Origin of the sequence: Acaryochloris sp. 'Moss Beach' (assembly GCF_021497025.1) — a bacterium.
In the GTDB taxonomy this organism is placed as follows: domain Bacteria; phylum Cyanobacteriota; class Cyanobacteriia; order Thermosynechococcales; family Thermosynechococcaceae; genus Acaryochloris; species Acaryochloris marina_A.
Window position 1 is genome coordinate 170839 of the sequence record NZ_CP071718.1, and the last position, 19993, is coordinate 190831.

The following is a 19993-nucleotide window of genomic DNA, read 5'->3' on the forward strand; positions in this document are numbered from 1 at the left end:
CTTATTGTCTAGCAATACTCCCTTCCCGGTAGTAGATTGCGTAGTCGGCAATCTCCACATTTGTGGAGATTGGGACCAAAGGGCTCCTCAATTATGGAGTGGGATGGGAATAAGACACAATGGGTTCGCCAAAAACTGAGTAACACTAGCAATGAATGATTGAACGACAACATCAGCTATTCAGCTTACTTTAATGTTATCAACTTGATGTCTGCGCTCGAACCAGTGCTTTCAACTTTCCATACCTTTTCCAATATTTGAATAGGTGGGATATCAGCTACTTTACTGGTCAGAGATTTTAAACCTGCAAAATAATGCATTGGTGGTAGGTGTCTACTCGGCTCTAAGGATCCAAACAAAGCTACAAGCTTGGTTTTTACAGCAACGCCCAAATGTAGTGGTGCTCGATCCGCACAAATCATCAAATGTCCAGCATCAATCAACGCCGCAAGTTGGCCAACATGTTGAGGGGTGACGATGTTCAGTTGCGGACAGACCGCGAGTAAAGAGGTGACCCAATCTTTGTTATCAGGACTTTGCACGATCATGAATGGTGTATTTGGTTGCCGCTCTAAATACCCTTCAATCACTGACTCCCAACTTTTAATTGGGTAGAATTGAGAGGGCTCATCGTCAGAATTTTCGGCCCCTGTGCCACCATGTAAAAGAATATAGGGCTGATCCGCAATGCCAAGCCGTTTCCGCTCTATTTTAGCCCATTGAATATCTGCTTGAGGGATATGAATAGCAATGTCAGGACAAGGCTGATCAATGCTCAATCCCAGCAACAGATCATGATACCGTTGGGCATCATAGGGACGAGCATTGGGAGTCACTTTAGAAGAGAGAAACACACCAGCTAAGTCAGCAAGTGCTCCACCAACTGTCGGTAAACGTTGGCGACCAAAGCGAACCCAAGGAGGAAGATTCGAATTCTCATATCCGACTCGTTTAGGAATGCCAGCCAGCCAACAGAGCAATCCTGCTGTCCAATCTCGACTGAGGGTTATGCCCGCGTCATAACGTCGATCTCGCATTTTTCCAATTAAGTTTCCCCAATCTGCTGCTCCATTACGGTTTTCAAATTGGAAGGTCAATACATTTTCAACATTGCGGCAAAGTCGATAGGCTTGCTTAGCTCGGGGTTCAACAATTACATCTATCTCTACCTGAGAATATTGATGTTGAAGTGTTTCTAAAGTCGGGAAAAACAACAGTTGACGGCCAACATCACCAGGGAGTAAAGCTAATATGCGGGTCATTATTTATTACAGCTGTAAAGGTTGAAGTCTACGGTTACCACTCGCCAGATGTTGTATGGGTGAGCGCTTCATTATTGAAATCTTGCGGTTTCACAATCCTCAGATGCCAACACCTAATTGAGAATATACCTTAGTGCTCAAGCCAAACGAATAAAATTACACGAACGCAAATTAGACCTCTTGCAATATTTGTTTCATGATGTGTTAATCACTCAATTTATGCCGCAATCTGACATGAATTTTTAGTCATCTACCATATCGGTAGCTGAATTATGCAAGAGGTCTAGTAAACCGTGAGTCAGACTAGTTGATTACTCCCCGGCCTGAAGGCGTAGGGGGGAAGAGGGCTACTTTGCGATAAGTAGGTATAACCATTGCCATCACCAATACAAATAAAATAAGCAAAAAATACTTAAAGCATTAATGATAGACTTATTGCAATACTTGCTAAGTTATTCATTTAGTTTAGTAAATAGACTAAATGTAATCTACTGACTCTTTACATAATGCTCATTTATTAAAGAATTCAATGTTTAGTGGTTTCTTCTTCGTTGTGGCAGTTATCTGCATCATCCTAGGTATTAAATTAAGACAAATTGAGGAAGTACATGCTGTTGCTGCGACCAGTGCAGGACTTTTAAGTAGTTTCTGTAGTTTTGTGATAGCTCCTCCTTCCGTGCAACTGTTGCTGGGACTTAGTTTTTGGGGGTTAATTCATTTCTACCCTTTGCGAGCTTGAGGTCATTTATTGGGCTTCTGTGATGAGAATAAAGCTTTGCTAATAAGGGGTTCAATAATTTGATGGCATTCTCAATTAATACATTCTGAAACCCAATGATATTCGATCTAATCTGGGAATATATTCCAGACAAAATTTCATTAAACGATTACTCGATACGAGAAATTTTTTTGAAGTGGCCTACTAAATAGATACCAAGACTGACCGACATTGCAGTCTTAGAATAGGCGTTTCCAGGAATAGCATCAGATAAATTTTTGACATCATTACTCAGATCTGAAACTTCCTATAGCTCGCACAGTAGAAAGTGATATGCAAGCCAAAGATATTAATTCAGGTGGAATGAACTAATGATTAGTCCAAACATAGATGTACAAGAATACCGACAAGCGATTGGCATCTTGGCCAACCGTTCTGATATAGAACAAGCACTCCAGGTGTTGAAGGATAATGAATTCCCGATGGAACAAGTATCTGTAATTGCTCAAGATTCAGAGCTTGAAGATGATGTCCCCCCATCCGTAGAAATTCAGTCGCAGATCAAGAGTCCTGTTAAGAAAGGAGCTGCGACTGGGGGGACAGTGGGAGCGATTTCGGGCCTACTTGTAGGACTTGGAACGATAGCAATTCCAGGTCTTGGGCCAGTTATGCTAGCTGGGGTCACGGCGACTACATTAATGACCAGTATTCTCGGAGCTGCTACAGGCGGACTTATAGGTGCCTTGGTAAGGATGAGAATTCCTGAAAAAGATGCTGCTGTGTACAACAATTTTGTTGCTAAGGGCTACTACATTCTTCTTGTCGAGGGAATAATGGAAGAAATTCAAAATGCTGAAACAATTCTCACCTCGCAAGAAATTCAAGAATGGAAAGTATTTTTCAAACCAGAGCCGCCCAGAGCTACAAAAAAAAATCTCTCTTAAGGCTTAGCTACCGAACTAAGGTAATGACGTCTCTGGAAAGTACCCTAGAAAAAGTAGGGCAGCCTTCACACAATACTCAAGTTTAACTTTTAGTCTGAGTGATCGGGAGCATGTCACCTTTGCAATCTAGTATTTATACTTATCCCAGAAATCTTTGCTAGCTTTGCTTTCAGACATTAAATTTTTGATTCCAAATTTTGTGCATCTGCAAAGGTGACATGCTCCCAGAGTGATCGGCGTAGTAGATTCACACCAACAGGATAATCTCAGTGAAATTTACTGATAATGTTGATACTTTATGTTCTGGTTGGTGGTTAGAGGTTGGTACTGCAAATCCTCCTTACATCAATTTCTATGGGCCATTTGGAACCAAGCTGAAGCTGCAGAACTAGAATATCGTAGAGATTCTGAACATACAGCCCCCATAGTTTATTCTCTCAATAAATTTTGCCAACCACGTCAGCGCAGAATTAAAGAGATTGAATTGACCATTCAAGATTTGAAAGGTAGTCCGCGTATATTTTTTGAAACCTTGCTGTTGGGAGCTCGTATTTATTGAACCCATATCAAGGTAGTCATAATATTGTTCCTAGTCATGCTGCCAGTTTGTTGATTAACAATACTCTTATGGGTTGCTAAGCCATAGTATTGGGAGATCATCTAGCAGAAGTGATTGAGATTTAAACCATTTTGATCTGTGATTGAAAAAAAGTAGTTTAGAAAAGTTCTTGCCACAACGGACAAATGTTTCTCAGACAAATAGGCAACAGACCATTGCTGCTCAATCGGGAAATTCTCAATATCTAAAATGGCTAGATCAGTGTAATCCTGACTATCGAGGGAGTGGTGAGACAAGACCGAAATTCCTAACCCGTCTATGATCGCTTGTTTGATTGCTTCGTCGTTACCCAGTTCCAGCTTGATTTTAACGTTTACCTGGTGTTTACTGAACAAATCTTGTATCGCTTTCCGAGTACCCGATCCTAGTTCCCGTATAATAAATCGTTCTTGATTTAGGTTAGCGATAGCAATATTTTTCTTACCCACAAGGGGATGTGATGGTTGTGCCACAACCACTAGGGGATTCTTCATCACAGGTTGAACTTTGAGATCAATATATGAGGGTTGATGACTGAAAAAATACAGGTCATCTAGACTCTCCGCCATCCGTTTTTCGAGTTGCAGATGGTTGGTAATTTTCAGGGAGATATTAATACCTGGATATTGGCCGCAGAATGAACCGAGCAGGCGCGGGAGAAAATATTTGCAAGTAGTAACGGCAGCCAGATATAACTTGCCCTGGGTCGTACCTTGCAAGTCGTTTAGAAGCATTCCAAACTGGTCTAATTCTTCAAAAATAGAATAGCAGGTGGATAATAACTGATGGCCCACCTCAGTGAGGTATAGCTGTTTGCCTATTCTCTCAAATACAGGAAAGCCAACCGTTTTGGAAAGCTGTTTCATTGAAACTGAGACCGTTGGCTGAGAAAGACAGAGTTCTTCAGCGGCTCGGGTAAGGCTACCATGACGTGCAGCCGCTTCAAAAACTTTGAGTTGATGGAAGGTCGGTTGCATAGTGATTGCACCGGAGTAGTAAATATTGTGGGAATCCTCTGTATATTTTTTATTGCAATAGGCTAATGTCTACTTTTTAATTCAGCTAAAGCAAATAGAGTTAAAGAGGAGGGATACTATTGACTCTGAAGATAATTACCAGATTCTAATAACTTGCTATGAGGTCATCAGACCACGTCATCGTGAACAAACTAGTGGCATAGGTAATCCAGGGGTAAGTGCGCAGCTTATTTGTAAAAAACTTTCAAGAGCTAACAGAGCTTAAGCAACAAGTACATTGATATTACGAGCATCTCTTGAGTCACAGAGATATCAATATAGATTCAATTGATCTATATAAATAACTAATTAGTAGTCTAAACACTTAAGTTTGGGTTTTTGGCGTAAAAAAATCAAAACAAACTACGACTACTGTTTGTTGATCAACCAAAAGCTTGATTTACCGAAAAATCTTATCTGTTTTAAGAATATATTAATCTGAGCATAGATAAAATAAAATGTTATATGCATTATTCATAGAACAAAATCTATCATAAGCTTTAATTATGACTCTTGGCATTTTTATCTGGGCTACTGCGATTGCTAAATTCTCTAAATCATCTTCTAAATAGGGATAGAGGCTTATTCTATATCTAGATATAGTCTATATAAATATTTAGGCAATATATTCATTAATATTTCTTATTTGAGAAATAAATCATTGACATTTTACAGACTATTCGTTCCATTGCGAAGATAGAGGTGGTGATGCTTGAGTTCCTTTCCTATCCCACAGGATCTTTGAATCATTTACAGCAGCCAGTCAAGTATCCAAGCTAGATGCTTCAACGGCAGTTCATTATCGCAAGGTTGGCAATCATTATTGTTCTTGTTGGTACAGCACGGATCGGACTCAAACTTCTATATTGCTTTTTTGCTCCCAACTAGCCAAGGAGATAACGTTTATGCCCCTTTCGAACACCTCACTCCTCTCTAAACTGCAATGGATGAATCGCAGGAATTTAGTCCGTTGTCTTGAATTTGTGCAAGACCTGATCGTCATCTGCCTCTGTATTGGTTTATTTAGCTTTATGGTGCTCCAACTGCGGGATATGTTTATGTCTTTGTTGCCACCCCTGGAGTTAGCAGCTGTTACCGCAGATATTCTATTTCTCCTGATTTTGGTCGAGTTATTTCGTCTCTTGATTATTTACTTGGGTGAGAAGCGAGTTTCCATTGGCGTAACTGTAGAAGTCTCCATTGTGTCTGCCCTCCGAGAAATGATTGTTCACGGTATTCTCGAAACCCCTTGGCAACAGGTATTGGTCACTTGCGTATTTTTAATAACCTTGGCCTTTTTACTTGTCGTTCGGGTATGGTTACCACCCACCTTTGAAGGCATTGACCCAGAAGAGCATCTTTCTAAGCGTCGTCGGACTGAGCTAAAAACTGATCAACCACCACAATCCCCGTTATCCAATGTATCTCTACGTTAAGTGCTTAGCATTAAACTCTTAGTTCGACCGTTTTAAAACCAGGCTAACACTTTTTAATGAGTTAAAATCTCCAGAACAATCGCTAATTAAGGTATCAATTTAAGCCGGGAAAATAGTTTGGGTTAAAGGGTTAAGCCGTTTTGTCTTTGAAGACTGACGTGCCACTGGCAATTCCCCCATAGAGTTAACAACTGACTCAAACACATCAGGAAAAGGATGTCCAAAAAGCCGTTGTGCTGCGGTAGTGCCATCTGCTCTTTTGAGGTCAAAATTGTGGATGATGGTGAGTACCTTCAAGGATTCTTCCGAGAACCCTCGGGCTGTGCATATTCTCAGTAACTTCTCCACCCCTTGGGAGGGTAACTTCTCCGGTCGAATGGCAGTAACTTCTCCACCCCTGTGGAAGTTATCTTCGCCAGTCAAATGGCAATAAACTTCTCCACCCTTGTGGAAGTTATCTTCACCGGATAAGTGGCAGTTAACTTCTCCACCCCCCCTAACCATCATTTCGACAGGTCATTATCCCTAGCCAGGCCATCCTCTAAACTTCTGTGCATTAGCCAGAGGAATGGAGATGGCAATGGCCTATAAACGTCAAGGAGCAACCCTGTCGATGAGTAAATTTAGAGAAATTATTCGCTTACATGAACTCGGCCACAATAAATCGGAGATCGCCCGTAGCTGCTTCATCTCCCGTACCGCTGTCCGAGACTATCTGCATCGTGCTCAGGGTCAATCCCTCAGTTATGACCAGTTAAGCCGACTAAGTGATAGTGATATCCAGCATCTGCTGGGAAAAGGTCAACGTCAGTCCTCCCGTAAGAAGCCTGCGATTGACTTCGAGTATGTGCATCGAGAGATGCAACGTAAAGGGGTCACCCTCGGCCTACTGTGGATGGAAGGTAAAGAGAGAGGGGATTGGAACTGTAGCTATAGTGGCTTTTGCCGTCGATACCGCAAGTGGAAAAAACAGCACTCGCTATCCATGCGCCAGACCCACAAGGGAGCGGAAAAAATCTTTGTAGACTACTGTGGTATGACCGTGCCGGTGGTCCATCCCAAAACCGGTGAGGTCACTCAAGCTCAAGTGTTTGTGGCCTGCTGTGGAGCGAGTAACTACACCTATGCAGAGGCGACCGAAAGCCAAACCATCAAGAACTGGCTCGGATCTCATCAACGGTCATTGGCCTTCTTTGGTGGAGTGCCGGTCGCTATCGTTCCAGACAACCTCAAGTCAGGAGTCACAGATCCGTGCCGTTATGAGCCCGGTATCAATCGGAGTTATCAAGACTTTGCGGAACACTACAACGTGATCATCTTGCCCGCTCGCCCCAAATGCCCTCGGGATAAACCCAAAGTGGAGAATGCGGTGCAGCAAGTGGAACGTCATATTCTCGCACCCTTGAGAGACCAGACCTTTACCAGTTTCAAGCAACTGAATGAAGCGATTGCAGCAGGGTTGGAGAAACTCAACCATCGGACCATGAAATCCTATGGTCTATCCCGTCGAGAATTATTTGAGCAAGTGGACCAACCAGAACTCAGACCCTTGCCCAGCCATGCGTTTGAGTTTGGCGAATTTAAAACCGCGAAAGTGAGTTTTGATTACCACATTGAGGTGAACCGCCACTATTACAGTGTCCCTTATGAATATGTGGGGAAATCAGTATCCGTCAAGATTACGGAATCTTTGGTGCAGATTTTTCATGACCATCAGCGCATTGCGATACATGAACGTTCTAGCTTGCCGTTTCAGCATTCCACTGAAGAGGGGCATATGCCACCAGCGCATTTGGCTTACAAAACCCAATCGAGAGAGACCTTCCTGGCTTGGGCCCAGAATGTTGGACCAGCGACGAAGCAGCAAGTGATAGATATCTTTGAGAAGAAAGCCCATGATGAACAGGCGTTTCGTGCTTTGAAAGGGGTGCAACATCTAAGAACAACCCATGGTGCTGAAAGGTTGGAAGCCGCCTGTAATCGGGCTAATGCTATGGGGATGGTGGGCCAACGCTATCTCAAATCTATGCTCCAAAACAAACTTGAATCAGACCCCTTACCGGATGAAACCCATAAGGTGATTCCTATTCACCATGCCAATGTCCGAGGGTCCGAATATTATCAAGCGACGTAGGGGAAGACAGCGATGCAAGCAATGATTGAACAGCTACAACAAATGAAACTCACCGGCATACTCGAAGCTTGGCGAGAACAGCAGGCGATGCCCACCTATCATGATCTGTCTTTCGATGAACGACTGGCCTTGATGGTAGAGCGCGAATACATCCGGCGTCAGAATCAACGGATGCAACGCCGACTGAGGCAAGCTCGACTGCCGGTGCACGCCACCTTAGATGCAGTAGATTTCGATGTGCCCAGAGGACTTCGTAAAATCCAGTTCCTTGAATTTGCTCAAGGTCATTGGCTCCAGGAAAATCTGTCATTGATCATCCTGGGACCGACGGGCGTTGGGAAGTCTTTCTTGGCGGCCGTATTGTCCCATCATTTGTGTAAGCAAGGCCATAGCGTCCGCTATATCAAAACTGCTGATCTCGTTCTGGAGTTGAAGCTGGCCAAAGGAGATGGGTCTTATCCAAAACTCCGAAAACAATTAGCGGCCTACGATCTACTGGTGCTGGATGAATGGCTTAGAGATCCTCTATCTGTCTTTGAGGCTAGAGAAGTGCTCGATATCTTAGACGAGCGGTTTCGCAAAGCCTCCTGCTTATTTGCCACGCAAATGCCCCTGGAGCAATGGCACTCACAAATTCAAGATCCCACTCTGGCCGATGCCATCCTCGACCGGATTATCCATGATGCGATGAAGGTCTTGCTTCGAGGAGAATCCATGAGGAAATTGACCAGCAAGCTGACCCAGAAGCCAGAAGGAGAAATGAGTATTAACCGTTCAGATGAGGAGAATACAACGAGAGAGACAACCCTTAAAACACAAAAGGAGAAGAGGAATGAAAAAAAGGAGGGACAGATGGAGGAATAGACCGGATGAGATCACGATCTTCCATTCGTGATATGTATGGATTTAGATCTGAATTTTTGCCTATGAATTGCAACCCTTAATTCCATATCTACCTGTCGAAAATGGTTGGCCAATATTTTTTTGGTTGGGGGTGGAGAAGTTAGTGCCACTCAACCGGAGAAGTCATGATTATGCAGCAGGCTGCATGATGTAATCGAGATAGATAGCCATTACGTCCCTCAACTGCGGAGGAAGTCCGTTGATACTTTGTACTCATCCATTGCGCCCAGTCTGCCTACTCCTGGCTTTTTTGAGAGTCCATCTGTTGAGTTATGGGGTGCTTAAGCAACTGTTCATAAGCTCGTTCAGCCGCCTTTTGATAATCTGATTTGAGTTGAGGATGCCGGGTTTTGTCCGTTTGCTGTTGCCAATAAGTCCAGGGTAATAAGTACATGAGTACCCAGTTTTGTAGCTCTAGATCATCCGTGGATACTTTTAGCGCTTGAGTCACCCATTGCCACCAAGCATGAATCCCCTGAGCCATTGATGGAATCTATTGTTGAAATGAGCCAATGGTTTTGCTTCCCTTCTGAGCACCATAGGTTTTGGCTAGAGCAGACATCTGGGCGAGGGGAGCATTCAACTCAGCCGATAGATCATCAAACAGTTGCCATTCTAAAGTCTTGATATTGAACGGATGAATGACTTGGGTAAGGCGATGAAGAACTTGATGATAGGCCGTCTTGTCCTGCTCCAAAGACTGTTGCTGAGCAGAAATCTCTGCCCTTGATTGTTGGAGTTGTTGCTGTTTAGCCTCACTACGAACGTTGAGAAGTTACTGTTGAAGTACAGTCGCTTTTTTGTTCAACTGACTGATTTGACGACCCATATCACTGCCGATAGGTTGGGCTAAGGCACTCAGGGCATGGAATAAGTCAGAAACACTGACACAGCCTAAGCCTGACACAGCCTAAGCCTGACACAGCTAATTTAATCAGGGCTGGAGCACCATCACTCACCATAAAATGAAAATGCCATCCACAGCGGGTCCACCACTGCTGAATCTGGACTTGCCAGGTTGCATAAGTACGGTTGGGACGTTCCACCTCTGTGAAGATAAAGCCACTAGCCAATTCCAACATCACTAAGATAGGCAAACCAAAAAAGGTTTCATCCCCACCGACACAGATTCCTTGACCTTCTTTGGGTTGGCAATGCTCTTGTTGGGCAACCTCATAGGCGATAATCGCGTCCCGCATCTTGCGTTTCAATAGCCGAAGAGAGCTAGCTGAAACACCCACATGAGCATCGACATGAATCGCTGTAAAAAATTCTGATAGACTCTCAGCTCCCACCCCATGTTTGACGCCGAAATAGTACACCACTCCTAGGACCATTATCCTGAGCCATTGACTCCCTATCCGGCTTTCCCACTATAGTGACTCTGGATATTGGTTACGCCGAGCAATAGCCTGTTGATGACGATGAACACTGCTTTTTGACAGACCTGTCGCAGCAGCAATTTTCGCAATCCCTTTTACTCCCTGTTTGAACAGACAATCAGTGACGGCTTGGCAGCGCTCTCGTATTGTCAGGCTCATCGTTTCCTCTGTTGACTTGCAAAGGTACGATACAGCTCTCTGTGACTAATCGCAGAACTCTTTCCTATTTCACCTTCAAAAGAGTGCGATCCTATCTGGAAATACTCAAGTCTTTTCCCGCTTTATGATGGTAGCCGTTTGTTGCAATAAAAAGTATTACTTGAAGGGGTCGTAGGTGCTTTGCCGTGAAGATGTCTATACTTTGACCCCAAAGTTAAAGCTCATCTCTTAAGATCAAAATTACTGCACATCTTAAGAAATAATTAAATTACAATGTGTATAGACCCAAGCAATCAGGTAATTTTACTGCTATGTCTACTCCCCTTCTACGTCAACTCTGGCAAATGATTGAAGAGATTCCCTACCACTCTTTGGGGAGACTTGATGACTCAGGTTTGGTGAGCTGGGTATTGTCTCACTTAGAAAATCGCCAACCGATGAAAACAGATGAACGGAAAGCTGCTGAAGGCTATCTGTATGACCACATGATGCTGATTCGTGATATCGCGGACTCGCAACAACAACATCATTGTCCTCTAGTGGGTTGATGCTCTAAAACTGGATCGAGTGGAAGAGCAGGGTACATAGCAACTCATCCAGGCAACATCGCCAGCGAATGAAACCATAGAGACTTAGAAATAGCAGCCCTGAGATAAGGCCGAACAGGATTGCACAAAGCCAAAATAGTTTGCTCAATTGATGTGGCGGAGATGGTATCTTCGGCGTCATTAGCTAAAAAGCAGATTTATCTGCAGCAGAATTTCACAGAAATCAAGATAAGGGCTTGGATTAGCGATTCGTTACGGACATTCAACCCCTTAAATCATTTCTCTAGCTGAGAATTAAATTAAGAAGCGTAAAAAATAGAGCTATCGCTTATCATCTAACAGGTTGTATGAATATCCCATAGATAGCGAGATGGGTGAATGCAAAACCTAAGCACTAAATCCCTCAAAGCAATTCACCATCAGCATGAACTGGCTTTCGGCACAGAAGTCTAGAGTGGATATAAATCAAGAAGATTATAAAGACATTATAAAGGGTTTTATTAAGAAACTATAAATAAGTTAATGTAATTGTCATAATAAAAGCGACAAATCCCTGCTACGAGAAATGTTCTTGGAGAGGATTATATCTTTCTAATAAAAAAACACTGGTCAGCTTATAAATTCCTACTTAAATTATTCGTCAAGCCAGCCCTTGGAACTCGGATCTGAGGGCTGGTTTGCCATTACCTATGATTAAAACTCTTGAGCCTCAGCAGTCAGAATTCGTATTTTGCAGTTACCGTAACTCCACCTCTCGGGTTCAGGTGTTACGGGTCACCAATGTTGAGAACTGGTACTTTGAGCGGGTTATTTTCCCGCAGCAGTATCTAATATTCAACGCACCTCGAAAAGCACATCTTGAAGTTCATAGCAGTGAAATTGCCACGGCTATTCAAGTGGACTGTATTCCCTGTAAGCAATTGACTGTCAAAGCAACCTAAATTGACTGAGGAATACTTGATGAATTGTATCCATGCATTATCAGACTACTTGTGCCGTCGGTTTCCGTGGTGTAAGGGTAGCCAGTTGCGTTATGAGCCAGACAAAAAGACGGTCTATATCCACTGTCAGCATCTAAGTGAACCAGAAATTTTATTTCACGAAGCTGATGCCATTGCCCGATTAGATATTGGGGTTGAGCGGCTCATCATTGTGATGCCAGACGTTATGGATATGGTGATTGAGTGTCGGCCCAATCAATACAAAGAGAGTTTGTAAGACAAACCCCAATGTCTGCGGATGAGGAATGCTCCAAAGGAGGGTAACACTTTTAGTTTTACAAAATACTCTGAAATCCATTCAAGACATTGGTTTTAAGGATTTATCTCATTGGAAAAGTGTTACCCTTGCCTCTTGGAAATTGATCCATGCCTCGCTAGCGCACTACCGACCGCCCCTATGGTAAATCCCCCCATCTCTTAGGTTCGATTCAGACGAATCAACTACAGTGATACTAGGGGGCGATGTTCTCTGAACGGTCTTAGGTCATCATCATCCTGCTCCTCTCAATAAGGCAAGGTTCCTTATGCAGCAAGATAATTCGATGATGGGCAGTTTTAATCTGAAAGATGTTATTTGCTTATACCGACTATGAGTGGTAATAGTACTGACTTGCAATCACTGTATGATGCTTAGACTCTGCCCTAAACTTTCCCTCAGCATTTCTAAAAATCCTTCAACCTAACCACAGATTGCCTAGAGATTTGATACTAACTCTGAAGTTCAAACGTTTGTAAGTTTTGGGAATCGTCAAAATAGCAGTTGGTCAATTGGGCCGGCTTGCAACGCTGAATATTAGTGACAATATTTTCAGCTTGTTCAGATTCTAAATCTTCAATATAACCAGGCAAGGCTACTTCCACTTCCTGACGACTTATAAATGGGCCAAAATAGTATGTGCAAGTAGGGCATGATGTGTTGATCTCAGCCCACCAGGCTAGGCCCAAGTAATTGACTAATCCAGCAATGTTACTCAATAGAGCAATTATCCTACCTGTGATATTTTGTTGCTCCTTCATTCTATACAGAATACTTGGTGTCTGGAGTAGCGACATCAAAATATAGTTCCTCAATAATGATAATTGAATCAGGAAGCGTAACAGATTCCTAGTCTATGCTGAGTAATTATCTATTTTCTGGCAAATTCCTGTAATTTTTTGACTGAATGATCTTAGGCTAGGAATCTGTTACGCTTCCAAGTTAGTTCAGGAAGTTTCCAAATTTTGTAACCAAGAGGTTAAATTGTCTATTCCTTCAAACTCTAAAAGTGCTTCGCTCAGCGTCTCTAGCTGCTCAATCTCTAAGGATTGGATTTGGGCTTCAACTTCAGGAGACAGCTTTTTGAATTTCCGATGAAGTTGACGCAGAACAATTGTGGCCTCTCCTTTTTGCCAACCTTTCTCTTCCCAACTGGTTAAAGTTTGCATGATCGCTTCCCGTTCTCCTGACTCTAATCTATCAACTTCCGCTTGAAAGCGTTGCTCCTCATTTGCCTCCAGCCTGAGATAAGTATCTACAAACTGAGAAATGAACTCTGTTCTCGCCGGATCAAGCTGCAAGGTGGCTAGCATTCGCAAGCAATCCACCTTGACTTGGGGCCGATCTTCTCTAGCAATCTGCATCTTGGCCATCAAAGCAGAAGCCACTGGATTATTCTGTCTCAAGTAGTCCCGCCAATTCAATCGATTGAGTTGAATAGCTTGGAAATTGAACTGCAAGACCTGGAAGTCGGGAAAATCAACTTTGTAGCTACTTTCCGCTGCTTTACGAGGGCTGTCATAAGAGAATATGACTACTGGATAAATGGGCAGATCATGCTTCTCATGCAATCGTCCAAAGTAGTAGAACATTCGTTTCTCAAAGTCAGGCTGATCAGACGATTGCGGTTCGATGTGAAAGAGGAAATAGCTCTCCTGACCTCGGAATTGAACTTGAGCCAGAAGATCAATAATGCGCTTCTCTTCAGCGCCAATACTGCTGTAGACCTCCTGGGACAAAAATATCACAGGTCCACGTTCAACATAGTCCAAGACTTGAGGCAAAAACAATTCTAGGAATTCCCAAAAGAACGTTTCAATCAGTTCTTTAAACAAACCATCGTGGTCAATGGACCCTTGCTGTGTCACCCGCTTCTCCATCTATCACATTCGATTAGCTGCTTGAGTGTATCACCGAGTTTCTTCTCAATAAATTTGAGTCAAGCGGCCTACAGATCTGACAAAAGACCAGCCCGACCAGGACCACCAGCGAACACCGGAATCTCCAAAGTCAATCGGGGAAAGAATTCTAGAGACGAGTCTGGGAGAGTCATTTTTTCGTGTAAGTTTTTGTGTAATACAGATTTTGGATAAAAATCTGGAATTAAAACCTCAGATCTAATATAGTGATCTTGGAATCTATGCTCTGTGGAGTAATTTATGTCGCGTTTCGCTCAACGCTCCGACATCCCGCCAATCCGTCTCGTTGAGTTTGGCACGGAAAAACCAGAGGCGAGCCAGCCCTTAGAGAAGCCACCCTTATCTAAGCCAGCGGTGGGGAATTTGCGCCAAGTCAGGATTGAACAGTTCCTGACCCTGAAAAATCTGGCCGCTAACACCCGACGCAACTATGAACGCCATTTACGGCAGTTCGGATACTGGGTGAACAAGGACTGGCACCAGATTACCATGAACGATCTGAAGCGCTACAAGACTTATCTGGAGTCGGGTCGGCAGTTAAAACAGGGGTCAGTCGGGGCAGTATTGACGGCTCTCAAGAGTTTCTTTACCTGGCTAAAAAAGGCTGGATACATTGAGGGCAATCCAGGGGCCGCGATCAGTATTCCGGTAACGCCAGAGACTGAAGGGAAGAATCTGGAGCTATTTCAGGTAGAAGCACTCTTTGAAGCACTGGAGAAGCGGAAGACACAGAGACGAGATCGGGCGATCCTGTGTCTGATGGTGTTTGCCGGGATGCGGGCTGAGGAAATCTCTCATCTTAATGCTAGGGATTATAACGGGGGTAGAAATCACTATTCGTCAGGCCAAGCATGGGTCTGTGGGTCGGGTGCCTGTGGATGAGCAAACCGATGAAGCACTGCGGGCCAATCTCCGAGTTCGGATGACGGACTGTGAGGGAGGGATGACGACAGATGATCCGATATTTATCTCTACAAGTCCTCGCAATAAAGGGCAACGATTGGGGTATGAGGGGATTTACAAGATGGTCAAAGCCTTGGCTCAGGATGCAGGCTGGCCTGATATTCATCCCCATAAAGGACGACATACTTATGCCAGCCAACTGATTGAGAATGGCATGGATGCGTACCTGGCGATGACGTTGATGAGGCAGCGATCTGTAAAGGCATTTGAGGTCTATTCCCAGAAGGTCAGGTATCGGACGGCTAAAGGAGTATTTCTGGAAAACAAAGGGGAGATGGAGCGACAGCCCATGTCTTTGGAAGAGCTGGTTGAATTTAGCGAGGTGCCAGTGGCTGAAGAGGCAATTGAGCTTAAAGTTGTCACTGATGAGCCTGCGAACTGGCCCAAGATTACTGCGGTGGATCTGCCCTTGAATGCGGTTCAGGTGAGGCTGACGGTTGAGGTTTCAGGAAAGAAAAAGGCCAAGGTTAGAAAGGAGATCGAGGAGCGGGTGCTGAGTCAGTTTCAGATGGTCAAACCCAAGCCGAGAGGGAATGAGTATGAGCTGACGGTTGTTGGGGAAGACAATGAATTGTCAGCGATTCTCTCGCAGATGGAGTGGGATATAACTCTGCTGGCGGAGTTGGATGATTGCTCAGTGAAAGTCAAGTGGCTCAAGGAAGTCCCTGGGTCAAGGGATGCCATTTCATGATGCCCCAGTGGAGTGTTCCTCTAACCAGGTTATGAGATCAGCAGTTTTCGTAAAGTCGAGCAAGGCTTCGCCCAAGGTTTCGAGTTGGTCAAGGGAGAGAGATTGAATCTGAGATCGCGTCTCTGACGGAATGTCACCAATGCGTCGGGTGAGCAGGCGGAGGACAAGGGACTGTTCCCCTTTGATAATGCCACTCTGTTCCCCTTCTTCACGGCCTTCTTGCAAAGACTCCTGCCGAATTTCTTGATACCAGGGCGACTCTCGTAATACGGTCATGTCCCACCTCATAATCTGTTGGACCAGCTCTGTATCTAGAACGAAGCTGGCAAAGAACCCTAATAACGATTCTAGCTCAACTAATTCCTGATTCTGCTGGAGCTGCACCAATGCGCGTTTGACGGTCTGCTGGTTGCCTCCATCTTTGAGAACGGGAACAAAAGGCAGCAGAGTATCCAGAGACTGCTCAAAGACAATTTCAGCATCGACCTCCCACAGATTGATCACGCAAAAATCTTGCCGGGCCTGAAGGCCCAAGAAATTCGACTCAAAGCGGTCGCTCACCTCAATCTGGGCAGAGTGGGGCAAGATATTGACCAACACTGGATAGACTGGCCAGCCATACCGTTCTTGGGCCAGAGCAGCATAGGCTCTCATCCTCAAGGGCATTTTGTCCGTATAGCGCAGTTGTAGCTCAGTGAGGATCAAGAATTCCCCATGAATGGGGCTTTGTACCTTCATCAGCACATCATTTTCACGGCTGACCCATTGAAATTCAGACCCTAGGATTTCAAGTGCAATGACGTCAGTTTGTTGGGTAACCCACTGTGCCCAAGCATCAGGAGCCAGTCCCAGTAATCGTTTACCACCAATGTCTGAAACTTTGGGCATTTCCTCAGCCTTGAGACAGCAACCCATTGAAGATCGCTCTACATCCTTCCGGTTATTCTACTGGATGGGATAGAAGAGATCATCTGTCCTGAATAGTTGCAACTCATCGTACGGTTATGACCGACTCAACCCGAGATCAGATTTCATTTAAGCTAGAGGACACCCAATTCAACCTATGGCGTTTGGGGGATGACGAGTATCAGCAGTTACGTCAACATAGCCTACCCATCAAACAAGATGCTGGGTTTATGTTTCAGCTCGCCTTAAGTGAACATTGCAACCCAGATCGCCTCACTTTACCTGAAGCATTCCTTACCTTAGAAGCCCTGTTTGGGAAGACGTCTAATCAATATGATCCATGGAAAGGTTCATTTAGTTTTCCCTTGTTGATGATGTTAACCCAAAAACAGGGGCGGTATTTTTATCTGTTGAGAATCTTGGATCATCGGGGTTGCGTCGATTTCCCACTTTATCGCCTCCTAGAGCAGGGGGCTAGAGGGTATAACATTGATGCCTACCGTGCACCCTATGAGCTTGAGTTTCCAACTGAAGCGATCAACAAATTTATTGGCTATCTCTATGGATATCTCAAGGGCGCTTCAACATGGGTGTGTAAAATCTCTCCATCTGCCTTCCTTAAACAAGTCGCTTCTAATTTTATTCTCTACGGATGTCGGGATGGAACGTTATTTGAGGAGAGTTTTGAGTCAGATATTGATTACCATCAAGCGATAGAGGCATTTAATCAGACTTATGAGGTTGATATTACCGCCAGAGAGTCAAAGGAAATTCAATCTCTCTTGCAGCGGATTATAAAGGGGTCAACCCAAGCCGAGAAGGAGAGAGGAAGCTCGTAAAGGGTTTAAAATGGGGATAACTCCGACTCCATCCAGCAGGTTTTAGATTCGTTTAGCCAGACCGTCATTTTTTGTTGCTTTTAAAACTGACAACTTCGTCAGCAAAAAAAAGGAGAAAGACTCCTTCAGGTATTTTTATAATTTTTTTTTGTGTTGCGGATGTTAATTTCCCTTGTTATGTTGGGAACGATTAATTAGTCAATCGAGAAAAACAACTCTATATTGTTGATTTTTCAGCATTCATACGTTCGTTGTGGTATTTGACACTGGCTGAGCTGCCCAATCCATTGGGGTAGCTAACCAGGGATGTGGGGGACATCAGGCAACAACGTCACCATTGGCTCATGGTCAACCATGCTGGCCTCTAGATTTGTATATTTTCACAGTATTAGATCTGTGCGGAGCCTGCTGCTTATTCATAGATCCATAGCTGTGGAATCGATCTGTGCGCCTGAGTGGTTTTGACCGCTTCTACTCATTACTAAATACTTGGTCCATACCCACATGCAAAAGACTCTAGAAATTCAAGAACTCGCTCTCGTCCTCGCCGTTAAGCGTCAAGATCCGACTCTATTAAACCCAGAATTTCTGCACTATAGCGGTATCATCCCTGAAGCTTGGGAATTAGCTCAGCAGCCTGTTCGCCAACCCCAAGGGTCACAGGTCAGCTTCCAAAATGGGGTCAACATTGTGGCCCACCCCAACCAGACCGTATTTGTTGAATCTCTGCGTGATAAAGCAGAAGACGAAATCCAAATTGCCGGAGTGGCCCAACGCTTTTCTGAAATCCTCCGCAACATTGAGTACCAAGCTGTAGGCGTTAATTTCCGAGGCCATGTCACCTTCACTGGTGGTGCAGAGAGTGCCCATGACTACTTATTCAACACGCTTCTTGCCCCTGGTCCTTGGCAGCAGCAGGGAACCGCTCCTGTTAGAGCCGGTCTGAATCTGATGTACACCTTTGAAGACAACCGCCTGAACTTAGGTGTCCAAGAAGCCGCACTGCAACTCCCTGAAGGAGAGCAGGTGCCCATCCTGATGTTTACAGGCAATTTTGAAACCGATTTGAGAGAAGTTGCTGCCGCAGATCGCTTAGGCCAGGTTCAGCAACTCGTGGGAAATTGGCCCAGTAATTTAGGGAATTATCGGACTGTTGTTGAGCAGTTTCTCACTGCTCAAGCAGACAACCTAGATTCCTCCACAGTAAGTTTGGATGCCATTCCCACTGCAGAGCCCGCTGAGGAACTCCCCGCAATCGTCTAGTTCCGCTCCCTTTTCTGTATCTCCCTAATCTGCGCCAACGGCAAGAGTTGACCTCCACCGTTGGCACAGATTAGGGAAAGTTTGTGATCCATTTTTTTAAGAAGGCATAACGATGAGTAACGGTCGTTCCCATTCGGGTGGCATCGGTGGTGGATTAGTTCCTAAGGAAGGATTCCTAGGAAGCTCGCTGCTGGACCAAGCAGATCTACTGGGAGACTTCACGGATTTAGACGTGATGTTAGGTCTGTCCTGGGGAGGACCATCGGCCAGTGGCTCAGGGTTTCCTGACCCCTCTCGCTTTGGGCTTCAAAGTGCTGCCCCAATCCAGGCTCCGCCTTCTACTATTATCCCCAACTCAGGAGGAGTCACACCCTCCCTGCCTACACCCACGACCCTGCCTCAGTTCAGTACCTTAACGGGAGATGCCTTAACGGGAACAACCCAAGGCCCCTTAGTCGGAACCCCCACCTCGACGAGTTTCTCCTTACAATCTTCACCCTCTCCAGCTCCAGCAACCGCTACCTCTCAGCCTGGAACGCCAGAGGAACGAGTTTTAGTCGTAGATCCTTACGTTCCCACAGCAGCCACCTCCTCTCCCAATCTCGGGTTTGCCGTCCGGGCTGAAGGAACAGTCACTATCAATGGCAACAGCGACTTTGATGGTGACCCCTTAGATCTGAGTGATGATGCCCTGATCTATGCCGGGAATGGCTTCACGATTAATGGCAGACCTGCTCTACCCGTTCAGCTCGATGAGTTCGGCCAACCCGTCCTTGATGGCAATGGCCGTCCCCTGTTAGTTGAGAATGCCGTTGCCGTCTCCGCCAACTATTCCACCCTCAATGCTCCCAACAATACCTATGGGAATCTCATCCCTCCCCAAATCGTGGAAGAGCAGGTGGTGGGGATTCCTGATTTTGATACCCTCAAAGCTGAAACCCTAGGGGACCAAATCCCCGCTGGGACAACCCCCCATCAACTTCAACCCCTATCAAACCCCCCTCAATAATGCCTCCGATTGGGCTCAACATTTCCCAGCAGGTGGAACTCCTGAA

Annotated in this window: 22 protein-coding genes and 1 pseudogene; 12 read left to right on the forward strand and 11 right to left on the reverse strand. The window is 44.8% G+C overall.

The genetic code is table 11. From position 1 onward, the window contains the following. Positions 1-185 precede the first annotated feature (185 nt). On the reverse strand, positions 186-1262 hold the full coding sequence (locus tag HRE53_RS27355; protein WP_235111718.1) for a glycosyltransferase family 9 protein: 1077 nt from the start codon (positions 1260-1262) through the stop codon (positions 186-188). Between the two features lie 1089 nt (positions 1263-2351). On the opposite strand from HRE53_RS27355, the gene HRE53_RS27360 reads away from it, so the two are divergent. Next, positions 2352-2924: a DUF1269 domain-containing protein gene (locus HRE53_RS27360; RefSeq protein ID WP_212666902.1), complete on the forward strand. Its 573-nt coding sequence runs from the start codon at positions 2352-2354 to the stop codon at positions 2922-2924. Positions 2925-3584: 660 nt separating this feature from the next. Here the strand turns inward: HRE53_RS27360 and HRE53_RS27370 are convergent. Further along, positions 3585-4499, reverse strand: coding sequence for a LysR family transcriptional regulator (locus HRE53_RS27370; RefSeq protein ID WP_212666901.1), 915 nt, complete (start codon positions 4497-4499; stop codon positions 3585-3587). A 944-nt stretch (positions 4500-5443) separates the two neighbouring features. On the opposite strand from HRE53_RS27370, the gene HRE53_RS27375 reads away from it, so the two are divergent. Then, on the forward strand, positions 5444-5974 hold the full coding sequence (locus HRE53_RS27375; protein WP_212666900.1) for a phosphate-starvation-inducible PsiE family protein: 531 nt from the start codon (positions 5444-5446) through the stop codon (positions 5972-5974). 99 nt (positions 5975-6073) lie between these two features. Here the strand turns inward: HRE53_RS27375 and HRE53_RS27380 are convergent, their stop codons facing one another. After that, positions 6074-6481: a DUF6399 domain-containing protein gene (locus HRE53_RS27380; RefSeq protein ID WP_235111721.1), complete on the reverse strand. Its 408-nt coding sequence runs from the start codon at positions 6479-6481 to the stop codon at positions 6074-6076. A 73-nt stretch (positions 6482-6554) separates the two neighbouring features. Between HRE53_RS27380 and istA the strand changes: the two genes are divergently transcribed. After that, positions 6555-8108 (forward strand): IS21 family transposase, encoded by a 1554-nt coding sequence (gene istA / locus HRE53_RS27385; RefSeq protein ID WP_235109311.1) that lies wholly within the window; start codon positions 6555-6557, stop codon positions 8106-8108. Between the two features lie 12 nt (positions 8109-8120). Next, positions 8121-8972, forward strand: coding sequence for an IS21-like element helper ATPase IstB (istB, locus tag HRE53_RS27390; protein WP_235109312.1), 852 nt, complete (start codon positions 8121-8123; stop codon positions 8970-8972). Positions 8973-9111: 139 nt separating this feature from the next. Here the strand turns inward: istB and HRE53_RS27395 are convergent. The 5 genes and pseudogenes from HRE53_RS27395 to HRE53_RS27415 all read right to left on the reverse strand — a co-directional run. Further along, positions 9112-9231, reverse strand: a pseudogene (locus tag HRE53_RS27395) (DUF6399 domain-containing protein); the annotation flags it as partial. Positions 9232-9246: 15 nt separating this feature from the next. Continuing rightward, positions 9247-9495 carry a DUF6399 domain-containing protein gene (locus HRE53_RS27400; RefSeq protein WP_235111724.1) on the reverse strand — a complete coding sequence of 83 codons (249 nt, stop codon included), beginning with the start codon at positions 9493-9495 and terminating at the stop codon, positions 9247-9249. A 9-nt stretch (positions 9496-9504) separates the two neighbouring features. Further along, positions 9505-9708: a hypothetical protein gene (locus HRE53_RS27405; protein WP_235111725.1), complete on the reverse strand. Its 204-nt coding sequence runs from the start codon at positions 9706-9708 to the stop codon at positions 9505-9507. A gap of 178 nt (positions 9709-9886) precedes the next feature. After that, entirely contained in the window at positions 9887-10348 is a 462-nt protein-coding gene (locus tag HRE53_RS27410) for a hypothetical protein (protein WP_235111726.1), read from the reverse strand. Positions 10349-10384: 36 nt separating this feature from the next. Further along, positions 10385-10552: a helix-turn-helix domain-containing protein gene (locus HRE53_RS27415; RefSeq protein ID WP_235111727.1), complete on the reverse strand. Its 168-nt coding sequence runs from the start codon at positions 10550-10552 to the stop codon at positions 10385-10387. 311 nt (positions 10553-10863) lie between these two features. Between HRE53_RS27415 and HRE53_RS27420 the strand changes: the two genes are divergently transcribed. The 3 genes from HRE53_RS27420 to HRE53_RS27430 all read left to right on the forward strand — a co-directional run bounded on the left by HRE53_RS27420 (position 10864) and on the right by HRE53_RS27430 (position 12318). Then, positions 10864-11100, forward strand: coding sequence for a hypothetical protein (locus tag HRE53_RS27420; RefSeq protein WP_212666899.1), 237 nt, complete (start codon positions 10864-10866; stop codon positions 11098-11100). A 689-nt stretch (positions 11101-11789) separates the two neighbouring features. Continuing rightward, entirely contained in the window at positions 11790-12041 is a 252-nt protein-coding gene (locus tag HRE53_RS27425; protein ID WP_212666898.1) for a DUF1830 domain-containing protein, read from the forward strand. Positions 12042-12060: 19 nt separating this feature from the next. Further along, entirely contained in the window at positions 12061-12318 is a 258-nt protein-coding gene (locus tag HRE53_RS27430) for a hypothetical protein (RefSeq protein WP_212666897.1), read from the forward strand. 491 nt (positions 12319-12809) lie between these two features. Here HRE53_RS27430 and HRE53_RS27435 read toward each other — a convergent pair whose 3' ends face one another. Both HRE53_RS27435 and HRE53_RS27440 read right to left on the reverse strand, forming a co-directional pair. Further along, positions 12810-13118, reverse strand: a complete 309-nt coding sequence (locus HRE53_RS27435; protein WP_212666896.1) for a DUF1816 domain-containing protein — start codon at positions 13116-13118, stop codon at positions 12810-12812. 186 nt (positions 13119-13304) lie between these two features. Then, positions 13305-14225, reverse strand: a complete 921-nt coding sequence (locus HRE53_RS27440; protein WP_212666895.1) for a DUF4351 domain-containing protein — start codon at positions 14223-14225, stop codon at positions 13305-13307. A gap of 291 nt (positions 14226-14516) precedes the next feature. Here HRE53_RS27440 and HRE53_RS27445 point away from each other — a divergent pair, with 291 nt between their 5' ends. Further along, positions 14517-15158, forward strand: coding sequence for a phage integrase N-terminal SAM-like domain-containing protein (locus HRE53_RS27445; protein WP_235111728.1), 642 nt, complete (start codon positions 14517-14519; stop codon positions 15156-15158). After that, entirely contained in the window at positions 15079-15930 is an 852-nt protein-coding gene (locus HRE53_RS27450; RefSeq protein ID WP_235111729.1) for a site-specific integrase, read from the forward strand. Before HRE53_RS27445 ends, HRE53_RS27450 begins: the two co-directional genes overlap by 80 nt. Here the strand turns inward: HRE53_RS27450 and HRE53_RS27455 are convergent. Beyond that, on the reverse strand, positions 15925-16818 hold the full coding sequence (locus HRE53_RS27455) for an Rpn family recombination-promoting nuclease/putative transposase (RefSeq protein ID WP_235111730.1): 894 nt from the start codon (positions 16816-16818) through the stop codon (positions 15925-15927). The genes HRE53_RS27450 and HRE53_RS27455 overlap by 6 nt on opposite strands. A 116-nt stretch (positions 16819-16934) precedes the next feature. On the opposite strand from HRE53_RS27455, the gene HRE53_RS27460 reads away from it, so the two are divergent. The 3 genes from HRE53_RS27460 (at position 16935) to HRE53_RS27470 (ending at position 19947) form a co-directional block, all read left to right on the forward strand. After that, complete coding sequence (locus tag HRE53_RS27460; protein ID WP_235111731.1) at positions 16935-17675, forward strand: hypothetical protein; 741 nt, start codon at positions 16935-16937, stop codon at positions 17673-17675. A 504-nt stretch (positions 17676-18179) separates the two neighbouring features. Further along, positions 18180-18938: a hypothetical protein gene (locus HRE53_RS27465; RefSeq protein WP_235111733.1), complete on the forward strand. Its 759-nt coding sequence runs from the start codon at positions 18180-18182 to the stop codon at positions 18936-18938. A 112-nt stretch (positions 18939-19050) separates the two neighbouring features. Continuing rightward, positions 19051-19947: a hypothetical protein gene (locus HRE53_RS27470; RefSeq protein WP_235111734.1), complete on the forward strand. Its 897-nt coding sequence runs from the start codon at positions 19051-19053 to the stop codon at positions 19945-19947. Positions 19948-19993 lie beyond the last annotated feature (46 nt).

What these genes read in the sequence shown, in the direction of transcription:
- HRE53_RS27355 (WP_235111718.1), bottom strand. Translation starts at nt 1,262, where the DNA reads ATGACCCGCATATTAGCTTTACTCCCTGGTGATGTTGGCCGTCAACTG.
- HRE53_RS27360 (WP_212666902.1), top strand. Translation starts at nt 2,352, where the DNA reads ATGATTAGTCCAAACATAGATGTACAAGAATACCGACAAGCGATTGGC.
- HRE53_RS27370 (WP_212666901.1), bottom strand. Translation starts at nt 4,499, where the DNA reads ATGCAACCGACCTTCCATCAACTCAAAGTTTTTGAAGCGGCTGCACGT.
- HRE53_RS27375 (WP_212666900.1), top strand. Translation starts at nt 5,444, where the DNA reads ATGCCCCTTTCGAACACCTCACTCCTCTCTAAACTGCAATGGATGAAT.
- HRE53_RS27380 (WP_235111721.1), bottom strand. Translation starts at nt 6,481, where the DNA reads ATGATGGTTAGGGGGGGTGGAGAAGTTAACTGCCACTTATCCGGTGAA.
- istA (WP_235109311.1), top strand. Translation starts at nt 6,555, where the DNA reads ATGGCCTATAAACGTCAAGGAGCAACCCTGTCGATGAGTAAATTTAGA.
- istB (WP_235109312.1), top strand. Translation starts at nt 8,121, where the DNA reads ATGCAAGCAATGATTGAACAGCTACAACAAATGAAACTCACCGGCATA.
- HRE53_RS27400 (WP_235111724.1), bottom strand. Translation starts at nt 9,495, where the DNA reads ATGGCTCAGGGGATTCATGCTTGGTGGCAATGGGTGACTCAAGCGCTA.
- HRE53_RS27410 (WP_235111726.1), bottom strand. Translation starts at nt 10,348, where the DNA reads ATGGTCCTAGGAGTGGTGTACTATTTCGGCGTCAAACATGGGGTGGGA.
- HRE53_RS27415 (WP_235111727.1), bottom strand. Translation starts at nt 10,552, where the DNA reads ATGAGCCTGACAATACGAGAGCGCTGCCAAGCCGTCACTGATTGTCTG.
- HRE53_RS27420 (WP_212666899.1), top strand. Translation starts at nt 10,864, where the DNA reads ATGTCTACTCCCCTTCTACGTCAACTCTGGCAAATGATTGAAGAGATT.
- HRE53_RS27425 (WP_212666898.1), top strand. Translation starts at nt 11,790, where the DNA reads ATGATTAAAACTCTTGAGCCTCAGCAGTCAGAATTCGTATTTTGCAGT.
- HRE53_RS27430 (WP_212666897.1), top strand. Translation starts at nt 12,061, where the DNA reads ATGAATTGTATCCATGCATTATCAGACTACTTGTGCCGTCGGTTTCCG.
- HRE53_RS27435 (WP_212666896.1), bottom strand. Translation starts at nt 13,118, where the DNA reads ATGAAGGAGCAACAAAATATCACAGGTAGGATAATTGCTCTATTGAGT.
- HRE53_RS27445 (WP_235111728.1), top strand. Translation starts at nt 14,517, where the DNA reads ATGTCGCGTTTCGCTCAACGCTCCGACATCCCGCCAATCCGTCTCGTT.
- HRE53_RS27450 (WP_235111729.1), top strand. Translation starts at nt 15,079, where the DNA reads ATGCTAGGGATTATAACGGGGGTAGAAATCACTATTCGTCAGGCCAAG.
- HRE53_RS27455 (WP_235111730.1), bottom strand. Translation starts at nt 16,818, where the DNA reads ATGCCCAAAGTTTCAGACATTGGTGGTAAACGATTACTGGGACTGGCT.
- HRE53_RS27460 (WP_235111731.1), top strand. Translation starts at nt 16,935, where the DNA reads ATGACCGACTCAACCCGAGATCAGATTTCATTTAAGCTAGAGGACACC.
- HRE53_RS27465 (WP_235111733.1), top strand. Translation starts at nt 18,180, where the DNA reads ATGCAAAAGACTCTAGAAATTCAAGAACTCGCTCTCGTCCTCGCCGTT.
- HRE53_RS27470 (WP_235111734.1), top strand. Translation starts at nt 19,051, where the DNA reads ATGAGTAACGGTCGTTCCCATTCGGGTGGCATCGGTGGTGGATTAGTT.